The following is a 16691-nucleotide window of genomic DNA, read 5'->3' as shown; positions in this document are numbered from 1 at the left end:
TTCGACTGGGTGGCTGAATAGTTGCTCCCTGGGTTATCTCCAGAGCCCTCTCGAAGCATTCTACGGCGTTCTGTAGCTGTAGCAATCGTTAAGAACAATTGGGCTAGATATAGGAAAAAAAGAAGGTCAATTCGCCCCCACCGACTACCTTAAATCTTCACACCCGACACACAACAATCTCCTGAAACTGCATTTGGAACACCATTTTTCAACCAGCATTCGGGCGGAGAATTAGGCCCTCTAACACCAGGTTTGACATATGTGAAAGCCCTGCAATTAGGATCGTTTGCGCAGTCATTGGCGCAAATCTGAGGATCTTGGCTTGTGGCATAGTTCTTGTAATTCATTCCTGGTCTGTCTGTGTTTTGCTCCAAGCTTATAGCATTGCTGCCGCCATTGTCAGACGGTACGACTGGGGTGGGTGTTACGGCTGCTGACGTTCCACCAACACCCCTGAGATGTCCAAATCTGTATAGATACACATCGTTCTTATACGCAATAAAATATTTTGGATTAATAAACGTGAGATACCATTCGTCGTATCCTGAGGTCATCTTGCAGTAGATCGTACATGGCCCCACAGCATTCCAAGTACCAACCCACAAATTTGTAGCTTCCACAGTACCTGCGTTAGCATTCGCATCAGAGGATTCGAAACGCCACGGGACCTGGTGATAATCCCCTATTTCATGATGTCCAGATGGATTGGTTATCTCGGCAACATCCCAATACGTTATACCTTTCAGCTGATCAATAGCAACAACCGTCGTCGTCAAGGCCGCCGCTATCATCAGCAAGGCAATTAATTTTTGTTCCCATCCCATAGATACCACTTGAACTACGGTACATATCATTAATATTTATGACTATCTCAAAGCGCCATTCCATGAAGCAAACCAAATCGCAAGAGGTTGAATTGACAGAGACGCTTGAAGATCGAGTTAGAAGAGCGGTGCAGGAGGACATTGCCATTGAGCCTTATAGCCCAGAGTGGCCAAGGCTATTTCTCGAAGAGAAGGAACATCTGCTGACATGTCTGCCTCGTGAACTCATCGGGAGAATCGAGCACTTCGGCAGCACCGCCGTGCCCGGCCTTGCTGCAAAGCCGATCATCGATATGCTGGTGGAGGTCGCAAGCCTCGAAGAGACCCGGCGCAGGATTGTGCCCATCCTGGAATCGCAGGGATACGACTACTTCTGGAGGCCGACCTGGGGCGATGACACGCCGCCCTTTTATGCCTGGTTTATCAGGCGTGACTCCTGCGGCAGGAGAACTCATCACATCCACATGGTAGAGGGCCATTTTGAGCATTGGGATAGGCTCCTATTCAGAGATTATCTAATCCAGCATCCCGATGTGGCTGAGGATTACCAGAGGTTGAAGATCCGTCTGGCAGGCATGCATCCAAATGACCGTTTGGCCTATACAAAAGGGAAGACTGACTTCATTCTCAGAGTGATGGCGCAGGCAAGGTTGGATTATGAGATAAAGACTCTTTGTGATCATCGCTGGTGACATTCTGGGCCCGAGAAAAGCATCGCTCCTTTGAAGAACGCCTCGGCAGCTCCATCCTCGATGCCGAACAAAAAAGGCTCGCCTTGCCCTGCCGCAAAGTCAAGCATATTCTTTTCGGTCACTGGGGAGCCATCGACCTGACTCATCATGGCGGAAAGAACGGCAAGTTTATAACGAATATAATAGATATATTGGGTGGGGAATGATTTGAGACTTCATACAAAGGACTTGAGAAAGACGATATTAAGGACATTGCTAACAGCCTTTCTTGTGGCCATGATCAATCAACCGGTGATGGCCATTATGAATGATGATGATGATATTAAGACTGCTTTTACAGAGAATAGCAGTCTTCAGACCGGGCCGGCAGCCGAAGGCAAAATGGTGTTTGACCTGAATGCCAGCAAAGCAATAGGCAACTTGACACCTGTTGCGGCCTTTGAAGGAGGAATTAGGTATAAGGCTGGCGCTTATGATGTAATCGTGCTAAACGGATCTTACAGGGAAATGGGTCGCCAATATGGCGCCCTGATGAAGGATGAACTTCAATCGGTACACTCGATCATTGAAAGCTTCAGCAGCGAACGGGGATATTCTGCAGAACAGATCCGCGAGATAGGCAGCAAAGGCTGCGAGTATCAGCCTGAGAGGATGAAATCCATCTATGAAGGCATAGCAGAAACCTCGGGCATTGCTGAGGAAGATGTTGAGGTCTTGTATTATGGGCCAGTTCTCTTCGTCGCCCTCCCCAATCTTACACGGGCCTCATGCTCCTTCCTCGCTGCATGGGGAAATTACACGCCCGATGGCACTCTAGTCGTCTCCCGCAACTGGGATCTACCAGATGTCTTCTTGATCTTCAATCCCTATTATGTGCTGGTCATCTACAATCCAACCGATGGGAGCAATGGAGTTGCGACATTTGGTCCCGTCGGATCAAGGCCTGAGACCCTGATGAACAGCGCCGGGCTTTTAGTAGCAGATGATAACTCTGGGCAATCGGGAGGGGGCCTTGTTCTTGATAACCGACCCGACATTATCTCTCAGTTCTTCAGGCTAATGCTGGATTATTCGACATTAGAGCAGCTCGATGCAGGCATCATGTCTACCAGGCCGGATTCATCATGGATAGTAAATGTCGCAGGTCCGGACAAAGCATATTCTTATGAAATGAACCTGTATGAGACAAAGAGAAGAGAAGGGCCAGATCTGATCGCGGCCGCCAACCACTTCCTCGATCCTACATGGCATATTGAGATATCCGATGAGGATTCTTTCCGGCGATATAACAACCTATTAAACCTATCCGAAGAGAACAAGGGAAGCATTGATGCGAGCAGGATGATGAAGATTCGGGATGTTCTCATTGAGGATGGCGGAGCCACTTTCCTCCATTACACCATGGGAGGCATGAATTTCTCTACCAATCATCAGGTTGTCTTTGTTCCCCAGACCAGAATTCTCTGGATGAAGACCGCAGAACAGCCATGGCAAGAGGTAAACCTGAGCTCTTTGTTCAGCTGAGGTTTCTCTCTGCAACTTTTTATTTCGAAATCCTCTTAAGTCGTCCGCACAAAGCATCCCTCTAATGAACAAGAGCCCAAGCCCTAGCTATCTCATTTACGGCGCAGGAGCCATTGGCAGCGTCCTGGGTGGCTTCCTGCACGAGATCAATAGATCTGTGACCTTTGCCGGTAGAGGATCTCACCTTTTGGCCATGAAAGAGAAGGGCTTGAGGATCACAGGCATATGGGGCGAGCACCTCGTCCCTCCAGAGGAAATCGATATTCTTTCCGATCCCCTGAATGGAGAAAGGAGATTCTCGACCATCCTCCTATCGGTCAAATCCAAGGACACGGAAACGGCCGCTCGGGAGGCAGCAGCATTCTTAGCAGAGGACGGGATCATGGTCTCCATCCAGAACGGCCTGGGCAACTGGGAGACGATCGCCAGGTTTGTGGGCAGGGAGAGGACGGTGGGAGCGCGGGTGATCTTCGGAGCGGAGATCCCCCGCCCCGGCCAGGCCAACGTAACGGTGAATGCGGACGACGTCCTCTTAGGCGAGCCCTTCTCCCCCGTGAACCGGGCTTTATTGCAGACCCTGAATGGCGACCTGCTGCTCTCCGGCATCCCGGCCAGGGTGGTCTCAAAAGAGGATATCTGGTCTGCCCTATGGGGTAAGGTGCTCTACAACTGCTCTCTAAACCCACTGGGGGCCATCTTGGAGGTTCCCTATGGCCGGCTTGGAGAGAATGAGGAGACGAGGAAGATCATCCGGGGTATCATAGAAGAGATCTTCCTGGTCTGCCGGGCCCTGAAGGTCTCCCTTCCTTACAAAGGAGCAGATGATTACTACCGCTTTCTATTGGAGACCCAGCTCCCACCCACCCGGGATCACCGCGCCAGCATGCTGCAGGACATCCTGGCCAAGAGAAAGACGGAGATCGAGGCACTGAACGGAGCTATCTCCCGCTTGGCCAGTGAGAATGAGATCCCTACCCCCTACAATGACATTCTCACCCTGCTCATTAAGTTCAAGGAGAAGAGGGTGGACCAGGGGTCCGGGGATCTAGAACTGGTCTGAAGCTGCAATCAGATCACCGGCAATGCTGACCGCCTTCTGCTCCGTTCCATAGATCACTGCGCCAGAAGATGCTCAGATAAGATGGGGTATGAACATCTTAGTTCTCTTTTTGTACTCAATATAATCCTCTCCAAACTCCTTAACCATATCCGCCTCTTCTCTTTTCGCCAGCCGGTAGTAGAGGACGAGCAGCAGGACATACAGGATGAGCAACGGTATTGTGACCCATTCCAGCATCATTCCAAATGTGATCAAAAAGAAGCCGATGTATTGCGGATGACGGATGTGGCGGTATATGCCCGTCTGCACCAGTTTTCCCTCTCCAGCTTCCATTCTCCAGTACTCCTGGTGAATCTTCCTCCAGCCGACCAGCACCAGGGCAATGCCCAGCAGGGAGACTACGATCCCCAGATACATCCCCCACAGGCCGATATACTGCCCCAGGGTATGGCCCCATAACACCCCCTCCGGGAGCCAGATGCCAAACAGCCAGCCCAGGGCATACATGCTGAAGGGAACGCCGAACATCTCCACCGCAAATGCCAGCACAAAAGCGGCATAGACCCCAGCCGGCTTTATATGGCTTTTTTTATAGAAGGGAACGAACAGAAGAAAGACGCCGTAAATGACAATCCAGATAAGGACCGCCCACCACATTCCAAAGTGAGACCAAATATCCTCATTCAACACCATAGCAGATCATCTGATTTGATTTCATTTTCGATATTGCGTACTATTCGGTTGTGAACTAAGCCTGGTGAACTAAGTGCATTGATCTTTAAGTACCTTTCTGTGAGTGGCTGAAGGAGTGGGTCACAGCTCAGGGAAAAGCAAAGACCGCATTTATTGCCAGAAGAAAGCTTTTTCATCCATCCGCAACAATATTCGAGAGGAGCTGAGGATATGGAAGGACTGACTGATATTCTGAAGACCATAACCACGGAGATGCAAAAGTCCCTCTCCCCCCGGACCGCAGTTGGCGATCCCATCACAATAGAGGGAAAGACCATCGTACCCCTGATGAGCGTGGGGATGGGCTTTGGCGCAGGATCCGGGACTGGAAAAGAGACCGATCCCGCGGGTGGAGCAGGCGGGGGTGGCCTGGGGATGAAGCCCATAGCAGTTGTGATCATCGACCAGCATGGAGTGAGAATAGAGAGGATGAAGGAGAGCCGTGACACCCTGGTCGATCACCTGGCAGAGGCCATTCCCAGGTTTGTGGAGAACATATCCCGCAAAAAGGAGAGCCGGGTGGAGATAGAGGGCTCAAGCCAAGAGAGCTGATCGAAAGCTTTTTTATACTCCAATTCATTCCTTCTGGAGAATGAGCGAGGGAAATATCGAAGCGGAGAAGAAGAGCTCTGCCAGGCAAAAGCCCGATCACAAGAGTAGGCTGGATCTGAAGAGCAAACTGGACCTGGACGATGTGGATTTAGGCGTTACCTTGCCCTCCACTAACATAAACGAATACATTCGCGTCCTGAAGCTGGCTCGAAAGCCCACCAGAGAAGAGTTCAACATGATCGCCAAGGTATCCATGGCCGGCATAGGCATCATCGGATCCATTGGCTTTGTCATATACGCATTGCTCACAGAACTTCCCAAGATGTTTTAGAAAAGGCTGCTCAGCCGAGAGCAGCCATAAACTAGCTTTGCTTTGTCTTTGTTATCTCTTTATCCATCCTATTTAGCCGGGGCCTTATTCATGGCCCGGAGGGTGGCTCCAAACTCCGATTCTACTATGCTTGTCACCCCCATGGTCTTGGGATGCAAATCGATCTCCACCATGACATGCTGATGGCCCAGATCGCGCAGGGGCTTGACCTGACGAGGCCCATTGGTTATGGAGAAGATCTCCAGGCCCTGGAGAGCAGACGCGGTCAGGGCATGGGGCACACCGGACACGACGGCAAAGTCGTAGCCGCCCTCCTGGGCCCGCTGGGCGATGACGTCCCCTGTAACTGGATACTCATCCAGGCCGCCGATGATGCTGAACTGGACGCCCCTGCCCCGAAGGTCGCCAGCGACATTGACAGCGTCCCTCCTCACCTTGGGCAGGCCGAGCTGATCGTTCAGGTTGGCCAGGGTATCCACCTGCTCTCCAGCCACCTCAGCCACGGCTGCCGTAATATCGGCAAACATATAGGCGGTCTCCTTCTTGGCATTGAGGATGTTCAGGCCGCGCTTCCCCTGCCGAATCAGTTCCAAAAGCCTTTCTGACGCCTGATACTTCAGGTCGCCCCTCTCCGGTGCGAGGTACTCTGCGCTGGCCGCTCCCCGGAGCCTCTCCACCTCAGTCGCCTTCTCCAGCAGGGTCTTCTGGCGAACGAACTCCGCCTCATCAATTATCCCCTTATCCCTTGCTGCCTCCAGGGTGATGATCACCCCTTTGGTGTTATCCCTATATCCGGCATGAACCTCCACCTCGAGCACCGGTATATCGAGGTCCGCCTCTAAAACTGCCTGATGCAGGTCATCGCCGATGATCATGCTGCTGCAGGTTCCGGATATGGCCATCAGCTGGGGATTAAACAGCTCCACCGCTTTCTTGAGAAGAGCGGTCAGCGGCTTGTGGCCCCCGAAGACGAATCCCGCTTCATCTAAAGCTGTGGTCAGAACTCTCACCCCATCCTCCTCTAAAAGCCGGGCGTGCTTGAAGCAGCATCCGCTCGGGCCGTGCAATATGACCACATCAGCTCCCAGGTCGCGCAGTGTGTATAAAGCGGCCACAATTGAGCTCGGCCTGGGATGAAGTACATTCAAATTTTGCATTTCGCTTGCCATTATTATCACCTGAAACACTTAACCGCACTAAGCAGCCTTTTGGGGCGAGAGGATTCTGCCTTCTCGAGCCCCTCCCCGAGGTCTTGGGCCGTCTCTGCCCCAAGCTCTCTAGCCAGGGGGCGGAGCCTCTCTCCCACTAAGACCAGATCCTCGATCTCCGAGCGCCTCCTCCTGAGAAGCTCCGCGAGACGTGGTATGTCCAGGCCCTCGCAGACCGTCTGGGCATCCTCTCCCACCACTGCCACCAGATTGGGGCCCCTAGCCTTGTCCATGGCTCTTTCGATATCACTGACCTTGAGCCCGGAGTTGGAGCTATCGAATACCGTCCGCCCGCCCAGTCGCTCGATTTTCATCCGGCCGGAAAAGCCACCGAATCCCTCAAGCGCCCTAATAGTATCCTCCCTCTCCAGCTCCAGGAGCTCGGCAGCCGCTGCCGCCCCGGATATTGCCGTCTGATAGCTGGCGAAATCCAAATCCTCGCCTAAATATAGCCCCAGCCTTTCCTCTCCATAGATCAGCCCATCCGGCAGGGCCCGGACCAGGCCCCCTTTGGCAAAGGAGATATCGGGCGAGATTCTGCAATCCGCATTAGCCGCCAGCCTCGATCCTCGTCGGGCTAAAGAAAGCATCTGCAGCTTGGCGGTGCTTGCCCATTTGGTGCCGCCGGCAATGCGGTAGTCATTGGTGAAGCTGGTTAAAATCCCCAATTGCGCAAGACCCGTGCCGCCCAATGAGATCTCGCATATCAGGGCCTCTGCTCCTTGGGCCAGAGCCTCCTGGGCCGCCAGGATCACATTGGCAGGGGTGATGCTCAGCCCCTCTTTCAGGAGTTGAGGTCTGCCGCCGGACCAGATCTCCAGGCCGCGAGTGGTATGGGATAAGACCCTCTTTTGGCGGGAGAGGATCATGGCCAATAAAAGCGCTGTGGTGGTCTTGCTGTGCGTTCCTGTGACCTCGATTTTCACCACATCATCATCGATCGAGCCCATGAGCTCGCCCGCTGCCTGATGATGGCTGATGATCCTCTTTCCCAGACCTTTCGCCTGGATCAAATGAGGATTATCTGGCGGAAGGTGTACCGGGGCCACCACCTCATCGAAGGCGTCGAGGCTGGCGGTATGATGGTACACCTCCAGGGGCTCAGCCTGGATGCCGCACTCAACCATCCTTCGGGCGATGACGTTTGCCCCGTGGATGGTATCCAGGACAGCTACTCTAGAGACTCTTCTGCCCGCTTTATCGCCAGTGCTGCTATGCATTCGTCCACGCCCAGGGGCTCGGCGCAGATTACCTCCACCTCATCCCCCCAGATGTTCAAGACGCCTCTGCGCTTCTCCGGGTCCACGCCCAGCTCATGCGGTATATCCTGGCGGGTGTGAACGCCATGGGCTAAGAAGAGAGGCAGAGCGACGATCTTCTTCACACCGGTGCCCTGGAAGCTCTTCAGGCCGGTGGGGATGTCTGGCTGGTTCATATTCAGATAAGCGGTTCTGACCGGTCCGGAGCTATTGTTCTTGCCGATCATCTGCGCGAGGGACTCCACCAGCTCCTTGTTGAAAGGCAGGCTGGATCCATGTCCGAGTACAAGTATGCCTACGTCCTTCATGAGATCACCAGTATTACTTTTGACTGTTCCCGTGTTAAGATGGGGATTGTAGCCGTGAGTACTAAACCCTTTCGAGACAATCGGCCATTAAGAGATGAAAGAGTGGAACTATTCGCCCAGAATAGTAGCAAAAAAAAAAGAGCGGCCGATTTTTAAAAAAGAAGGCCCGAGAGGCCAGGAAATCATATCCCTGGCCAGAATATCATGGCCTGAGCGCGTCGACAAGAGATCAATGGCGTGAGAAGTATTGTTCAAAGACCCCGGCGATCTCCTCAGGAGTCTCCAGCACATAGACATCCTCGGTGCGGCGAAGCTTATCCACGTTTTCTGCATCCTCTTTTCTGATGCGCAGCTTCATCTCGCTCCCGTCGGGGAGGATTGTGGTTAAGATCCCAGGGGCATAGTCGCAGGGCATGATATAGGTGGGCACAAATGCCTTCTGGGACATGATGGCGGCATTGGATAGCAGAGAGTCCGCCAATCCCAGGGCGATCTTGGTTACGGTGTTGGAGGTAGTGGGGGCCAGGAGAAGGAACTCATAGCGCCTCACCTGCAGCTGGCCGGCAAGGAAAGGGGAGTTGGAGTTGATCTCCACCCAGACCTTATCGAAGTGCTTCTCCAGGGTATTGAAGAGCTTGTAGTACTTTATCACCTGCTCTCCAGCTTTGGAGACGAAGACCCTTACATCCACCACATCTTCATACTGCTTTTGCAGCTCGATCATCTTCTCGACCGTCTCTGTGATGCGGTCGCCACTGCCCGTAATTCCCCAGGCGATCTTTCTCTTTGCCTCTTTATTTGCCATAGCCATCCACCTAAAACTGCTGAAACCTTACCTGAGAGGACATTTTTATTTCTCGATATTTTTCAACCACTCCAGGGTCTCGGCGAACCGACGGGTGGTCTTCCGCAGGGATCTGAATCCCTCTTCATCCTTTTCAGCCTCCTCCAGAGTGTCATGAGACCAGAAGGTTGCACCGAGGTTGGCGCCGAAGAAGCCCCCGCTCACCGGGATCATGCCATTGAGAATGTAGAAGGTATGGATCTGCTGCACCGCCAGCTCCTGGCCGCCCACGCGGTCGCCCCCTATGGCTATCGCCATGCCCGGCTTGCGCCTCAATGATCGGGGCTCTGCGGCCAGAGTGGCTCGGGTCCTGTCTATCGCGATCTTCATCTGGGCGCTCATGCTGCCGTTATAGACCGGGGTGGCCAGCACGAAGCCCTCTGCCTCCCGGATCAAGGGGTAGAGCTGATACATGTCGTCCTTGACAATGCACTCCTTGTTCTTCAGGCAGTAGTCGCAGTGCCTGCAGGGGCTGATGTTCTTGCCTCGCATGGCAAAAAGCTCAGTCTCATAGCCCCTCTCCTCCAGCATTTTAAGGGCCATGCCCAGGATATGCTCCGTGGCCATCTTGCGGGGGCTGCCTGATATGCCGAGAATCATGGTATTCTATAAGGAGCTGATGATATTTCAGATTTGCCAGCAGGACTGCACTGGCAGAAGGGACGAGGCAGAAGATCACAGCAGGCCGCGATCCTCCAGGCGCAGCCTGATCATCTCATCCACCTCCGCCAGGCTGGTGGCGAAGACCTCTTGCAGGATCTCCTTTGCAGTCTCTAGCTCTCGGGCTTTCCTATCTAAATCGATTTCAAAGAGTGCCTTGGGCTCCATTCTTGGCCTTCTGTGCAGGGGCCAGATCAGTTGTTCGAGAACGCCTGCCATGATCTTCAACTTAGTACGTGTAAGAATAAAAACATTGCTGTCAAAAATGATATCAATAAATCTTTTCATTGATTTTTAGAAGTATGTACAAGATACAAAAGATATTCAATAAAATCCCTCCATAAATGGCCTTTCATAATTGCAGAAAAAGGATGGGCGTGCAGGATGAAAGTGAATGCCACTGCACCCGTCGGCTGCTGGATGGGAAAAGAGTATTATCAAGGCATGCGGTCAATGTATGATGTCATCTTCGAACAGGGAGATGCTCTACAGGATGTGGGCAGCATTATGATCAAGGGCAAGGCATGGATCTTTGGCGACGACGTGGACACGGATGTGATCATCCCGGGAAAGTACCTGCGGACGCGAGACCGCCATCTCTGGGCGGAGCATGTCATGGAGGGCATAGACCCTCAATTTGCATCGCGCGTCGGGAAGGGAGACATAATCGTGGCCGGGGAGAACTTCGGCAGCGGTTCGTCCCGCGAGCAGGCGCCTGTGGCACTGAAAGAGGCGGGCGTGGCTGCGGTAGTAGCTAGGTCCTTCGCCCGCATATTCTACCGGAACGCAATCAACGTCGGCCTTCCACTCATTGAGGCCCAGCCCGTCTGCCAGGAGGGGGAAATGGTGGAGGTGGACCTTCAAGCCGGTACGGTGCGGGTGGAGGACAGACTCTATCAGGGAACCCGCCTGCCTGACTTTCTGATGGCCATACTGAAGGATGGGGGGCTGGTGGCCCACCGGAGACGAGAGAGAGGCCTGGACTGACTGACATGATCTTTCCTGACAACTACAAATTCGTGGGCATAAAAGACCAAGAAGAGCGGGGCGGACCCATCTACTTTTCCACCCAGTATCTGATCAGCCGGGACGGCCCCAGCCTCTATGCGGTGAAGAGCAGTGGAGAGGGTTTCATGAGAGAGGTCCAGGATCTGGAGCTGATCGCCTCTGGCCAGGAGATCGCCTTCTATCCGGAGAGGGTGGATACCAGGAATAGAACCCTCCTGATCGATCTGGCATATGAGATCTCTCGAGAAGGCAGGGTGAACACAGTGGTCTTCCAGGGCCCGGACGAGCACATCACCTTCGTCAAAGATCCCGACCCCGGCCAGGTCCTGAAGATCGAAGTCATGGACGTCTCCCCACCAGATCCGCCCTGGCTGATCTGCACCCTGCAGGGGCTGGAGGATTGCGGTGTGCTGGGGGACCTGATGGTGAGGTTCGTGCCCAGGATCCTGAACCTGGAGAGGTTCTACTGCCCGTCCGTCTATTATCCCTGCCGGGCAGGGGGGCTGGGAAGGTCTCTGGACTGCGACCCCGTGGTCCACGAGCGGCCGAGGATAGTGGGCTGCGAGGTATCGCGAGAGATCTTTCTGGCCAACAATCCAGGAAAGGAGCACGAATTCATCAATGTCTGTCCCATCCATTGCCGGGAAAGAGAATTTCAGCCCCAGGGGCCATTCATCACTCGCTGCTGCCGGTCGGAGAGGAGGGGGAGGACGGTGAAATGCGGCCAGCCGGGAATTGTTGTCCACTGGGGTGATGGTGCCCGGGAGATAGCGGAGGCGGTAAGGTGTCTGGTCAAGGATCTAAGAGGGTAGCAGTGATTGCCGGGGACGGCATAGGCCCGGAAGTGGTTGAAAGCGCCCTGGTGGTTCTGAGGGCCGCGGGAGCGTCACTCGATCTGGTCCATTTTGAGATCGGCCTGGGCCGCTGGAAGAGGACAGGGGAGGCGATGGACGAAGATGATCTGGAAGAGATTTCTGGCTGCGACTGCATTCTTTTGGGTGCGATCACCACTCCACCTGATCCCAATTACCGGAGCGTTCTCTTAAGGCTGCGGCGGGCCCTGGACCTTTATGCCAACATCCGGCCCTTCCAGTCCCAGGATCTTGATTTCATCATCGTGCGAGAGAACACCGAGGGACTCTACTCCGGAGTGGAGGAGGTGGGGGTGGAGGAATCGCGTACCCTGAGGGTGATAACCCGTCGCGGTTCGGAGAGGATCGCAGAGGCTGCATGCGACCTGACGGCGAGACGCCGCCGTCTTACTATCATCCATAAGTCCAATGTGCTGCGAAGCGACCGGCTCTTTTTGCAGACCTGCCGGGAGGTGGCGGAGCGGCGGGGCATTCTTTATGAGGATATGCTGGTGGACGCGGCCGCCTACAACCTGGTGACTAACCCTCAGAGGTTCGATGTCCTGGTCACCACCAACCTCTTCGGAGACATCCTGAGCGACGAGGCGGCAGGGGTGATAGGAAGCCTGGGGCTGTGCGCCAGCGCCAATCTTGGGAAGTCTCGCGCTCTGTTCGAGCCCATTCACGGCAGCGCTCCTGACATCGCCGGAAAGGGGATTGCCAATCCGGTAGGAGCCATTCGCAGCGCTGCCATGATGATGAGGTGGCTGGGCGAGCTGGAGGCGGCAGGCAGGATGGAGGAGGCTGTGAAAAGGGCGCTGTCGGCGGGGGTGAGGACGCCGGATCTGGGCGGCAGATGTTCTACCTCAGAGGTAACTGGAGCAGTGACAGGATATCTGATGGCAAAAGAGAGCTGAAAAGGCGGCCGGCGCAAAATTCAATCTAATCAAAAAAAAGTTCATTCGATCTACTTTCTGCGCCCCATGCGGCGGGCAAACCAGCGGGACAAGCACCAGGGGAGGCTGTTTTCCAGCCTTTTCCTGATCACCTCTGGGCTGTCTTTTCTCTTCTTTGACTGCCTGCTCATGAAATTCACTCTATGCAATTAGCGATGCCCGATGGTTAATACCTGGTGGTTCAGGGACGAAGCTGAAAAGGAAAGAAACCCTTGCACTCCTTTACCGCTATCAGAAGGCAATCCGATCGGAGGCATTCAACAGACATCCTTCTCCAGTTTCCTCACCATCTCCTCCGCCCTCCGTCCCACCTGGACGGGATCGACGGGCACCCGGGCAACGCCGCTCTCTATGGCCGCCCGGGCCACTGCCTCCGCCACCGCGGGAACCACCCTTCTGTCCAGGGGAGAGGGGATGATGCACTCCCGGGTAACGTTCTCCACCAGACTGGCTATAGCCCGAGAGGCAGCCATCTTCATATGTTCGTTGATATCGCTGGCCCGCACATCCAGAGCACCCCGGAATATGCCAGGAAAGCCGAGGACATTGTTCACCTGATTGGGATAGTCGGAGCGGCCGGTGGCCACCACAACCGCTCCCGCCTCCAGTGCCAGCTCGGGCATGATCTCCGGCTCGGGATTGGCCATGGCAAATACCACGGCATCCCCGGCCATGCTGCTCACCATGTCTGGGGTCACTATTCCTGCCACAGAGAGGCCCAAAAAGACGTCCGCCCCACGAATGGCATCGGCCAGAGTGCCGGTGACATTGCGTGGATTGGTGAGAGCTGCGATCTCCTGCTTTGAGGGGTTCAGGTCCGGCCGAGACTTATGAATCACCCCTCTGCTATCGCAGAGTATGACGTCCTTTGCTCCGAAGCTTAAAAGGAACTTGGTGACGGCAACCCCTGCAGCCCCTGCCCCGCTCACTGCCACCTTTAGATCCCGAAAGTCCTTTCCTACCAGGCGGAGGGCGTTGATCAGAGCGGCCAGGGCGACTACTGCCGTTCCATGCTGATCATCATGAAATACCGGGATCTTTAGGGCCTTCTTCAGCCTCTCCTCCACCTCAAAGCAGCGGGGAGCACTGATATCCTCCAGGTTTATCCCTCCGAAGACCGGCTCGATCATGGCCACTGTCCTCACTATATCCTCAGGATCCTTGGAGGCGACAGCTATGGGAAAAGCATCTATCCCGGCGAAGTTCTTGAACAGTATCGCTTTGCCCTCCATAACCGGAATGGAGGCCAGAGCTCCTATATCGCCCAATCCCAGCACGGCAGTCCCGTCCGTTACCACTGCCACCAGATTTCCCTTGGCAGTGTAGCGATAGACGTCATCCGGATTCCTCTCGATCTCGCGACAGGGTGCGGCCACCCCCGGGGTATAAGCCAGGCTCAAATCCCGGCTGGTGGCGCAGGGCACCTTGCTGTGCACGGCAATCTTTCCCATGACGGCTTCATGAAAGGCTAGAGCTTCTTCTCGAAGGGACATAACATACTCCTGTGGGAGGCATTCAGGGGAGCAACAGATATAAAGCATGGGCCAGAGGGTGTCTAACCTGTGCCGGGGTGGCAGAGCGGACAAATTCCGGGCGGCCGAAGGCCGGCGGAAGTTCAAACGCGGCAGGCTCGAGACCTGTTGTCCCTTCCAGGGACACTTGGGTTCAAAATGACGGGGCGCAAGAGACCCGCCAGGAAAATCCCAACCCCGGCGCTAAAAATATGCAAAGTTTCATATCAGAGTAAGTTGCGACGAAGAGCTGATTATTATGGCTAGATTTCCAGAAGCAGAAAACAGAATCTTGAACCTCAAGATATGCATGCGCTGCAATGCGCGAAACCCAGTAAAAGCTACACGCTGCCGCAAATGCGGCTATGAAGGCCTGCGGATGAAGTCCAAGGAGAACAAGACCGCTTAGATTGAAAATGACTTTTGAGATGGGCAGGGTAGAACTGCACCTGAGGGATGCTGTAAAAAAGCACGGAGCGGGCCACTTAACCCTTATCGATCCTGATTCCCAGACCCCCCAGGAAGCAGGGAGGATGGCCCAGGCGGCAAGCCAGGGGGGGACGGACGCCATCATGGTAGGTGGCTCGGTGGGGGCCACGGGTGCCCTCCTGCACAATACCGTGGCCGAGATCAAGAAGGTGACCGATCTTCCGGTCATCCTCTTTCCGGCAAGCGTAGCTGGGCTGTGCGAGAACGCCGATGCCGTCTTCTTCATGAGCCTGCTAAACAGCCGCTCTCCCAACTACCTCATTGAGAACCAGGCTATGGGAGCGCCTCTGGTGCTGCGCTACCGCCTGGAGGCCTTGCCGATGGCCTATATCATCATCGAGCCCGGTGGGACGGTGGGCTATGTGGGCGATGCCCGCCTGATACCCAGAAAGAAGCCGGAGCTGGCTTGTGCATACGCTTTGGCGGGGAAGTACCTGGGAATGAGGCTGGTCTATCTGGAGGCAGGTTCAGGGGCGGACTCGCCGGTGCCCGCGAGCATGGTGGCACTGACGAAGAAGCTGCTGGGCGATGTGCTGATCATTGTGGGCGGTGGCATAAGAAGCGGTGCAGCAGCCGCAGAGCTGGTGGCCGCCGGAGCCGATCTGATAGTCACGGGCACCGCTGTTGAGAAGAGCCAGGATGTGGCCTCTTTTATCTCTGAGCTGACCTCATCCATTCGCAGGTAGCACTTCGTGTCATCGGATATTCTGAGATTTCTCGATTCATCAAACATCGATGGCTTTCTCTTTGTGGGAGATAGCATAAGCAACTCGGATATGTATTACCTCTCCCATTTTCTTGCTGGGGACAGGTTCGCCATCCTCTTCCAGGAAAAGACTTCGATCCTCGTCTCCTCCATGGAAAAGAGCAGAGCGAAGAAGGAGTCCTGTGCAGATGAGGTTCTAAGCACCCGGGACTACCATATCATGGAGAAGCTGAAGAGCTGCGGAAAGCCGGAGCTGGCCTACATAGAGGCCTTGAAGGATTTTTTGAGGGATCACGGCGTATTGCGCTTAGGAGTTGCATACAGCTTCCCGATAGGTATATTCCAGCCATTATCCAGGCATTTCGACATCCAGATCCTGGAGAGCCCGGCCAGGCGGGCAAGGTCGAAGAAGAGCCCCCAGGAGATCGATTGCATAACCACTGCCCAGAGGGCCTGCGAGAGGGCGATGCAACGAGCTGTGGAGCTTATCGCCTGCTCTGAGCCTCGAGGAGATACCCTATACCTTCAGGGCCAGCCCCTTACCGCTGAGCAGATTCGATCGGCCATCGATATCTCCCTCCTTCAGGATGGTTGCGAAGCCGCAGACACCATCGTTGCCGGCGGCACCCAGGCAGCCGAACCCCATGCGCGAGGGACGGGTCCCCTGCCCGCCAATTCCCCCATTGTAATCGACATCTATCCCCGGTCCAAGACTAACCGCTACTACGCAGATATGACTCGCACCGTCCTTCGAGGAGAGGCTCCTGGGGAGGTAAAAGAGCTCTACCATGCCGTTCTTGCCGCCCAGGAGGCAGGGATCGGTGCCATTCGAAGCGGCATATCAGGAGAGGAGGTCCATGCCGCTGTCTCCGCTGTCTTCCAGGAGATGGGCTATTCGGAGAGGGATGGCTGTGGCTTCACCCATTCCACCGGGCACGGCGTGGGGCTGGATGTGCATGAGCTGCCCTCCCTGAGCGAAGGAGGGGAGATATTGAAAAGCTCGCAGGTAGTGACCGTAGAGCCGGGCCTATACTATCCAGATATCGGTGGAGTGAGACTGGAGGATCTTCTGGTAGTGAGAGATAAAGGATGCGAGAACCTCACCCGCTGCAGAAAGGATCTCGTCCTCTGAAAAAGAGCTCGACAGAGCATTTATAGCTGGCTTGCCATTTGGTG

21 protein-coding genes and 1 tRNA gene are annotated in these 16691 nt (G+C 54.7%); 12 read left to right on the top strand and 10 right to left on the bottom strand.

What is annotated here, in order from left to right:
- Window positions 1-149 precede the first annotated feature (149 nt).
- Window positions 150-824: a PAN domain-containing protein gene (locus BP727_RS04575; protein ID WP_273279057.1), complete on the bottom strand. Its 675-nt coding sequence runs from the start codon at window positions 822-824 to the stop codon at window positions 150-152.
- 62 nt (window positions 825-886) lie between these two features.
- Here BP727_RS04575 and BP727_RS04570 point away from each other — a divergent pair, with 62 nt between their 5' ends.
- From BP727_RS04570 to BP727_RS04560, 3 genes are all read left to right on the top strand, one after another.
- Window positions 887-1516 (top strand): GrpB family protein, encoded by a 630-nt coding sequence (locus BP727_RS04570; RefSeq protein ID WP_273270860.1) that lies wholly within the window; start codon window positions 887-889, stop codon window positions 1514-1516.
- A 207-nt stretch (window positions 1517-1723) separates the two neighbouring features.
- On the top strand, window positions 1724-3040 hold the full coding sequence (locus BP727_RS04565) for a C45 family autoproteolytic acyltransferase/hydolase (protein WP_273278212.1): 1317 nt from the start codon (window positions 1724-1726) through the stop codon (window positions 3038-3040).
- Window positions 3041-3104: 64 nt separating this feature from the next.
- On the top strand, window positions 3105-4100 hold the full coding sequence (locus BP727_RS04560) for a ketopantoate reductase family protein (RefSeq protein WP_273270857.1): 996 nt from the start codon (window positions 3105-3107) through the stop codon (window positions 4098-4100).
- A gap of 72 nt (window positions 4101-4172) precedes the next feature.
- Here BP727_RS04560 and BP727_RS04555 read toward each other — a convergent pair whose 3' ends face one another.
- Complete coding sequence (locus tag BP727_RS04555; protein ID WP_276620442.1) at window positions 4173-4793, bottom strand: methyltransferase family protein; 621 nt, start codon at window positions 4791-4793, stop codon at window positions 4173-4175.
- A 210-nt stretch (window positions 4794-5003) separates the two neighbouring features.
- On the opposite strand from BP727_RS04555, the gene BP727_RS04550 reads away from it, so the two are divergent.
- A complete protein-coding gene (locus tag BP727_RS04550) occupies window positions 5004-5384 on the top strand; it encodes a GerW family sporulation protein (RefSeq protein ID WP_273466934.1) in 381 nt (126 codons plus the stop codon).
- A 142-nt stretch (window positions 5385-5526) separates the two neighbouring features.
- Window positions 5527-5715 carry a protein translocase SEC61 complex subunit gamma gene (locus tag BP727_RS04545; protein WP_013719548.1) on the top strand — a complete coding sequence of 63 codons (189 nt, stop codon included), beginning with the start codon at window positions 5527-5529 and terminating at the stop codon, window positions 5713-5715.
- Window positions 5716-5783: 68 nt separating this feature from the next.
- Here the strand turns inward: BP727_RS04545 and cfbD are convergent, their stop codons facing one another.
- From cfbD to BP727_RS04515, 6 genes are all read right to left on the bottom strand, one after another.
- Window positions 5784-6884 (bottom strand): Ni-sirohydrochlorin a,c-diamide reductive cyclase catalytic subunit, encoded by a 1101-nt coding sequence (cfbD, locus tag BP727_RS04540; RefSeq protein WP_276620438.1) that lies wholly within the window; start codon window positions 6882-6884, stop codon window positions 5784-5786.
- 5 nt (window positions 6885-6889) lie between these two features.
- Window positions 6890-8143 (bottom strand): coenzyme F430 synthase, encoded by a 1254-nt coding sequence (cfbE, locus tag BP727_RS04535; RefSeq protein ID WP_286857597.1) that lies wholly within the window; start codon window positions 8141-8143, stop codon window positions 6890-6892.
- Window positions 8095-8490: a sirohydrochlorin nickelochelatase gene (cfbA, locus tag BP727_RS04530; protein ID WP_273278206.1), complete on the bottom strand. Its 396-nt coding sequence runs from the start codon at window positions 8488-8490 to the stop codon at window positions 8095-8097. Before cfbA ends, cfbE begins: the two co-directional genes overlap by 49 nt.
- A 229-nt stretch (window positions 8491-8719) precedes the next feature.
- On the bottom strand, window positions 8720-9301 hold the full coding sequence (gene afpA, locus BP727_RS04525) for an archaeoflavoprotein AfpA (protein ID WP_342475077.1): 582 nt from the start codon (window positions 9299-9301) through the stop codon (window positions 8720-8722).
- Between the two features lie 39 nt (window positions 9302-9340).
- Complete coding sequence (locus tag BP727_RS04520) at window positions 9341-9934, bottom strand: flavodoxin family protein (RefSeq protein ID WP_273278205.1); 594 nt, start codon at window positions 9932-9934, stop codon at window positions 9341-9343.
- A gap of 75 nt (window positions 9935-10009) precedes the next feature.
- Window positions 10010-10213 carry a hypothetical protein gene (locus tag BP727_RS04515; RefSeq protein ID WP_273278204.1) on the bottom strand — a complete coding sequence of 68 codons (204 nt, stop codon included), beginning with the start codon at window positions 10211-10213 and terminating at the stop codon, window positions 10010-10012.
- Between the two features lie 288 nt (window positions 10214-10501).
- On the opposite strand from BP727_RS04515, the gene BP727_RS04510 reads away from it, so the two are divergent.
- The 3 genes from BP727_RS04510 to BP727_RS04500 are packed head-to-tail and all read left to right on the top strand — an operon-like array spanning window position 10502 to window position 12770.
- Window positions 10502-10981, top strand: coding sequence for a 3-isopropylmalate dehydratase small subunit (locus tag BP727_RS04510; protein WP_342766271.1), 480 nt, complete (start codon window positions 10502-10504; stop codon window positions 10979-10981).
- Window positions 10982-10986: 5 nt separating this feature from the next.
- A complete protein-coding gene (locus BP727_RS04505) occupies window positions 10987-11814 on the top strand; it encodes a DUF7714 family protein (protein WP_273278202.1) in 828 nt (275 codons plus the stop codon).
- Window positions 11787-12770, top strand: coding sequence for an isocitrate/isopropylmalate dehydrogenase family protein (locus BP727_RS04500; RefSeq protein WP_273278201.1), 984 nt, complete (start codon window positions 11787-11789; stop codon window positions 12768-12770). The genes BP727_RS04505 and BP727_RS04500 overlap by 28 nt, the downstream gene beginning before the upstream one ends.
- A gap of 50 nt (window positions 12771-12820) precedes the next feature.
- Here BP727_RS04500 and BP727_RS04495 read toward each other — a convergent pair whose 3' ends face one another.
- Both BP727_RS04495 and BP727_RS04490 read right to left on the bottom strand, forming a co-directional pair.
- The gene (locus BP727_RS04495; protein WP_286857592.1) at window positions 12821-12949 is read right to left on the bottom strand and encodes a hypothetical protein; all 129 of its coding nucleotides are present in this window, start codon (window positions 12947-12949) and stop codon (window positions 12821-12823) included.
- 117 nt (window positions 12950-13066) lie between these two features.
- Window positions 13067-14302 (bottom strand): NAD(P)-dependent malic enzyme, encoded by a 1236-nt coding sequence (locus tag BP727_RS04490; RefSeq protein WP_273271874.1) that lies wholly within the window; start codon window positions 14300-14302, stop codon window positions 13067-13069.
- A gap of 71 nt (window positions 14303-14373) precedes the next feature.
- On the opposite strand from BP727_RS04490, the gene BP727_RS04485 reads away from it, so the two are divergent.
- The 4 genes from BP727_RS04485 to BP727_RS04470 all read left to right on the top strand — a co-directional run bounded on the left by BP727_RS04485 (window position 14374) and on the right by BP727_RS04470 (window position 16647).
- Window positions 14374-14524 (top strand) — tRNA-Ser (locus tag BP727_RS04485).
- Between the two features lie 55 nt (window positions 14525-14579).
- A complete protein-coding gene (locus tag BP727_RS04480) occupies window positions 14580-14729 on the top strand; it encodes a 50S ribosomal protein L40e (protein ID WP_013719538.1) in 150 nt (49 codons plus the stop codon).
- 19 nt (window positions 14730-14748) lie between these two features.
- Window positions 14749-15495 (top strand): geranylgeranylglyceryl/heptaprenylglyceryl phosphate synthase, encoded by a 747-nt coding sequence (locus BP727_RS04475; protein ID WP_286857588.1) that lies wholly within the window; start codon window positions 14749-14751, stop codon window positions 15493-15495.
- A 6-nt stretch (window positions 15496-15501) separates the two neighbouring features.
- Complete coding sequence (locus BP727_RS04470) at window positions 15502-16647, top strand: M24 family metallopeptidase (RefSeq protein ID WP_273278200.1); 1146 nt, start codon at window positions 15502-15504, stop codon at window positions 16645-16647.
- Window positions 16648-16691 lie beyond the last annotated feature (44 nt).

Origin of the sequence: Methanosaeta sp. UBA356, from assembly GCF_002496465.1 — an archaeon.
Lineage (GTDB): Archaea > Halobacteriota > Methanosarcinia > Methanotrichales > Methanotrichaceae > Methanothrix > Methanothrix soehngenii.
Note: the sequence above shows the minus strand (reverse complement) of the source record. Positions and strands in the feature narration are given on the sequence as shown.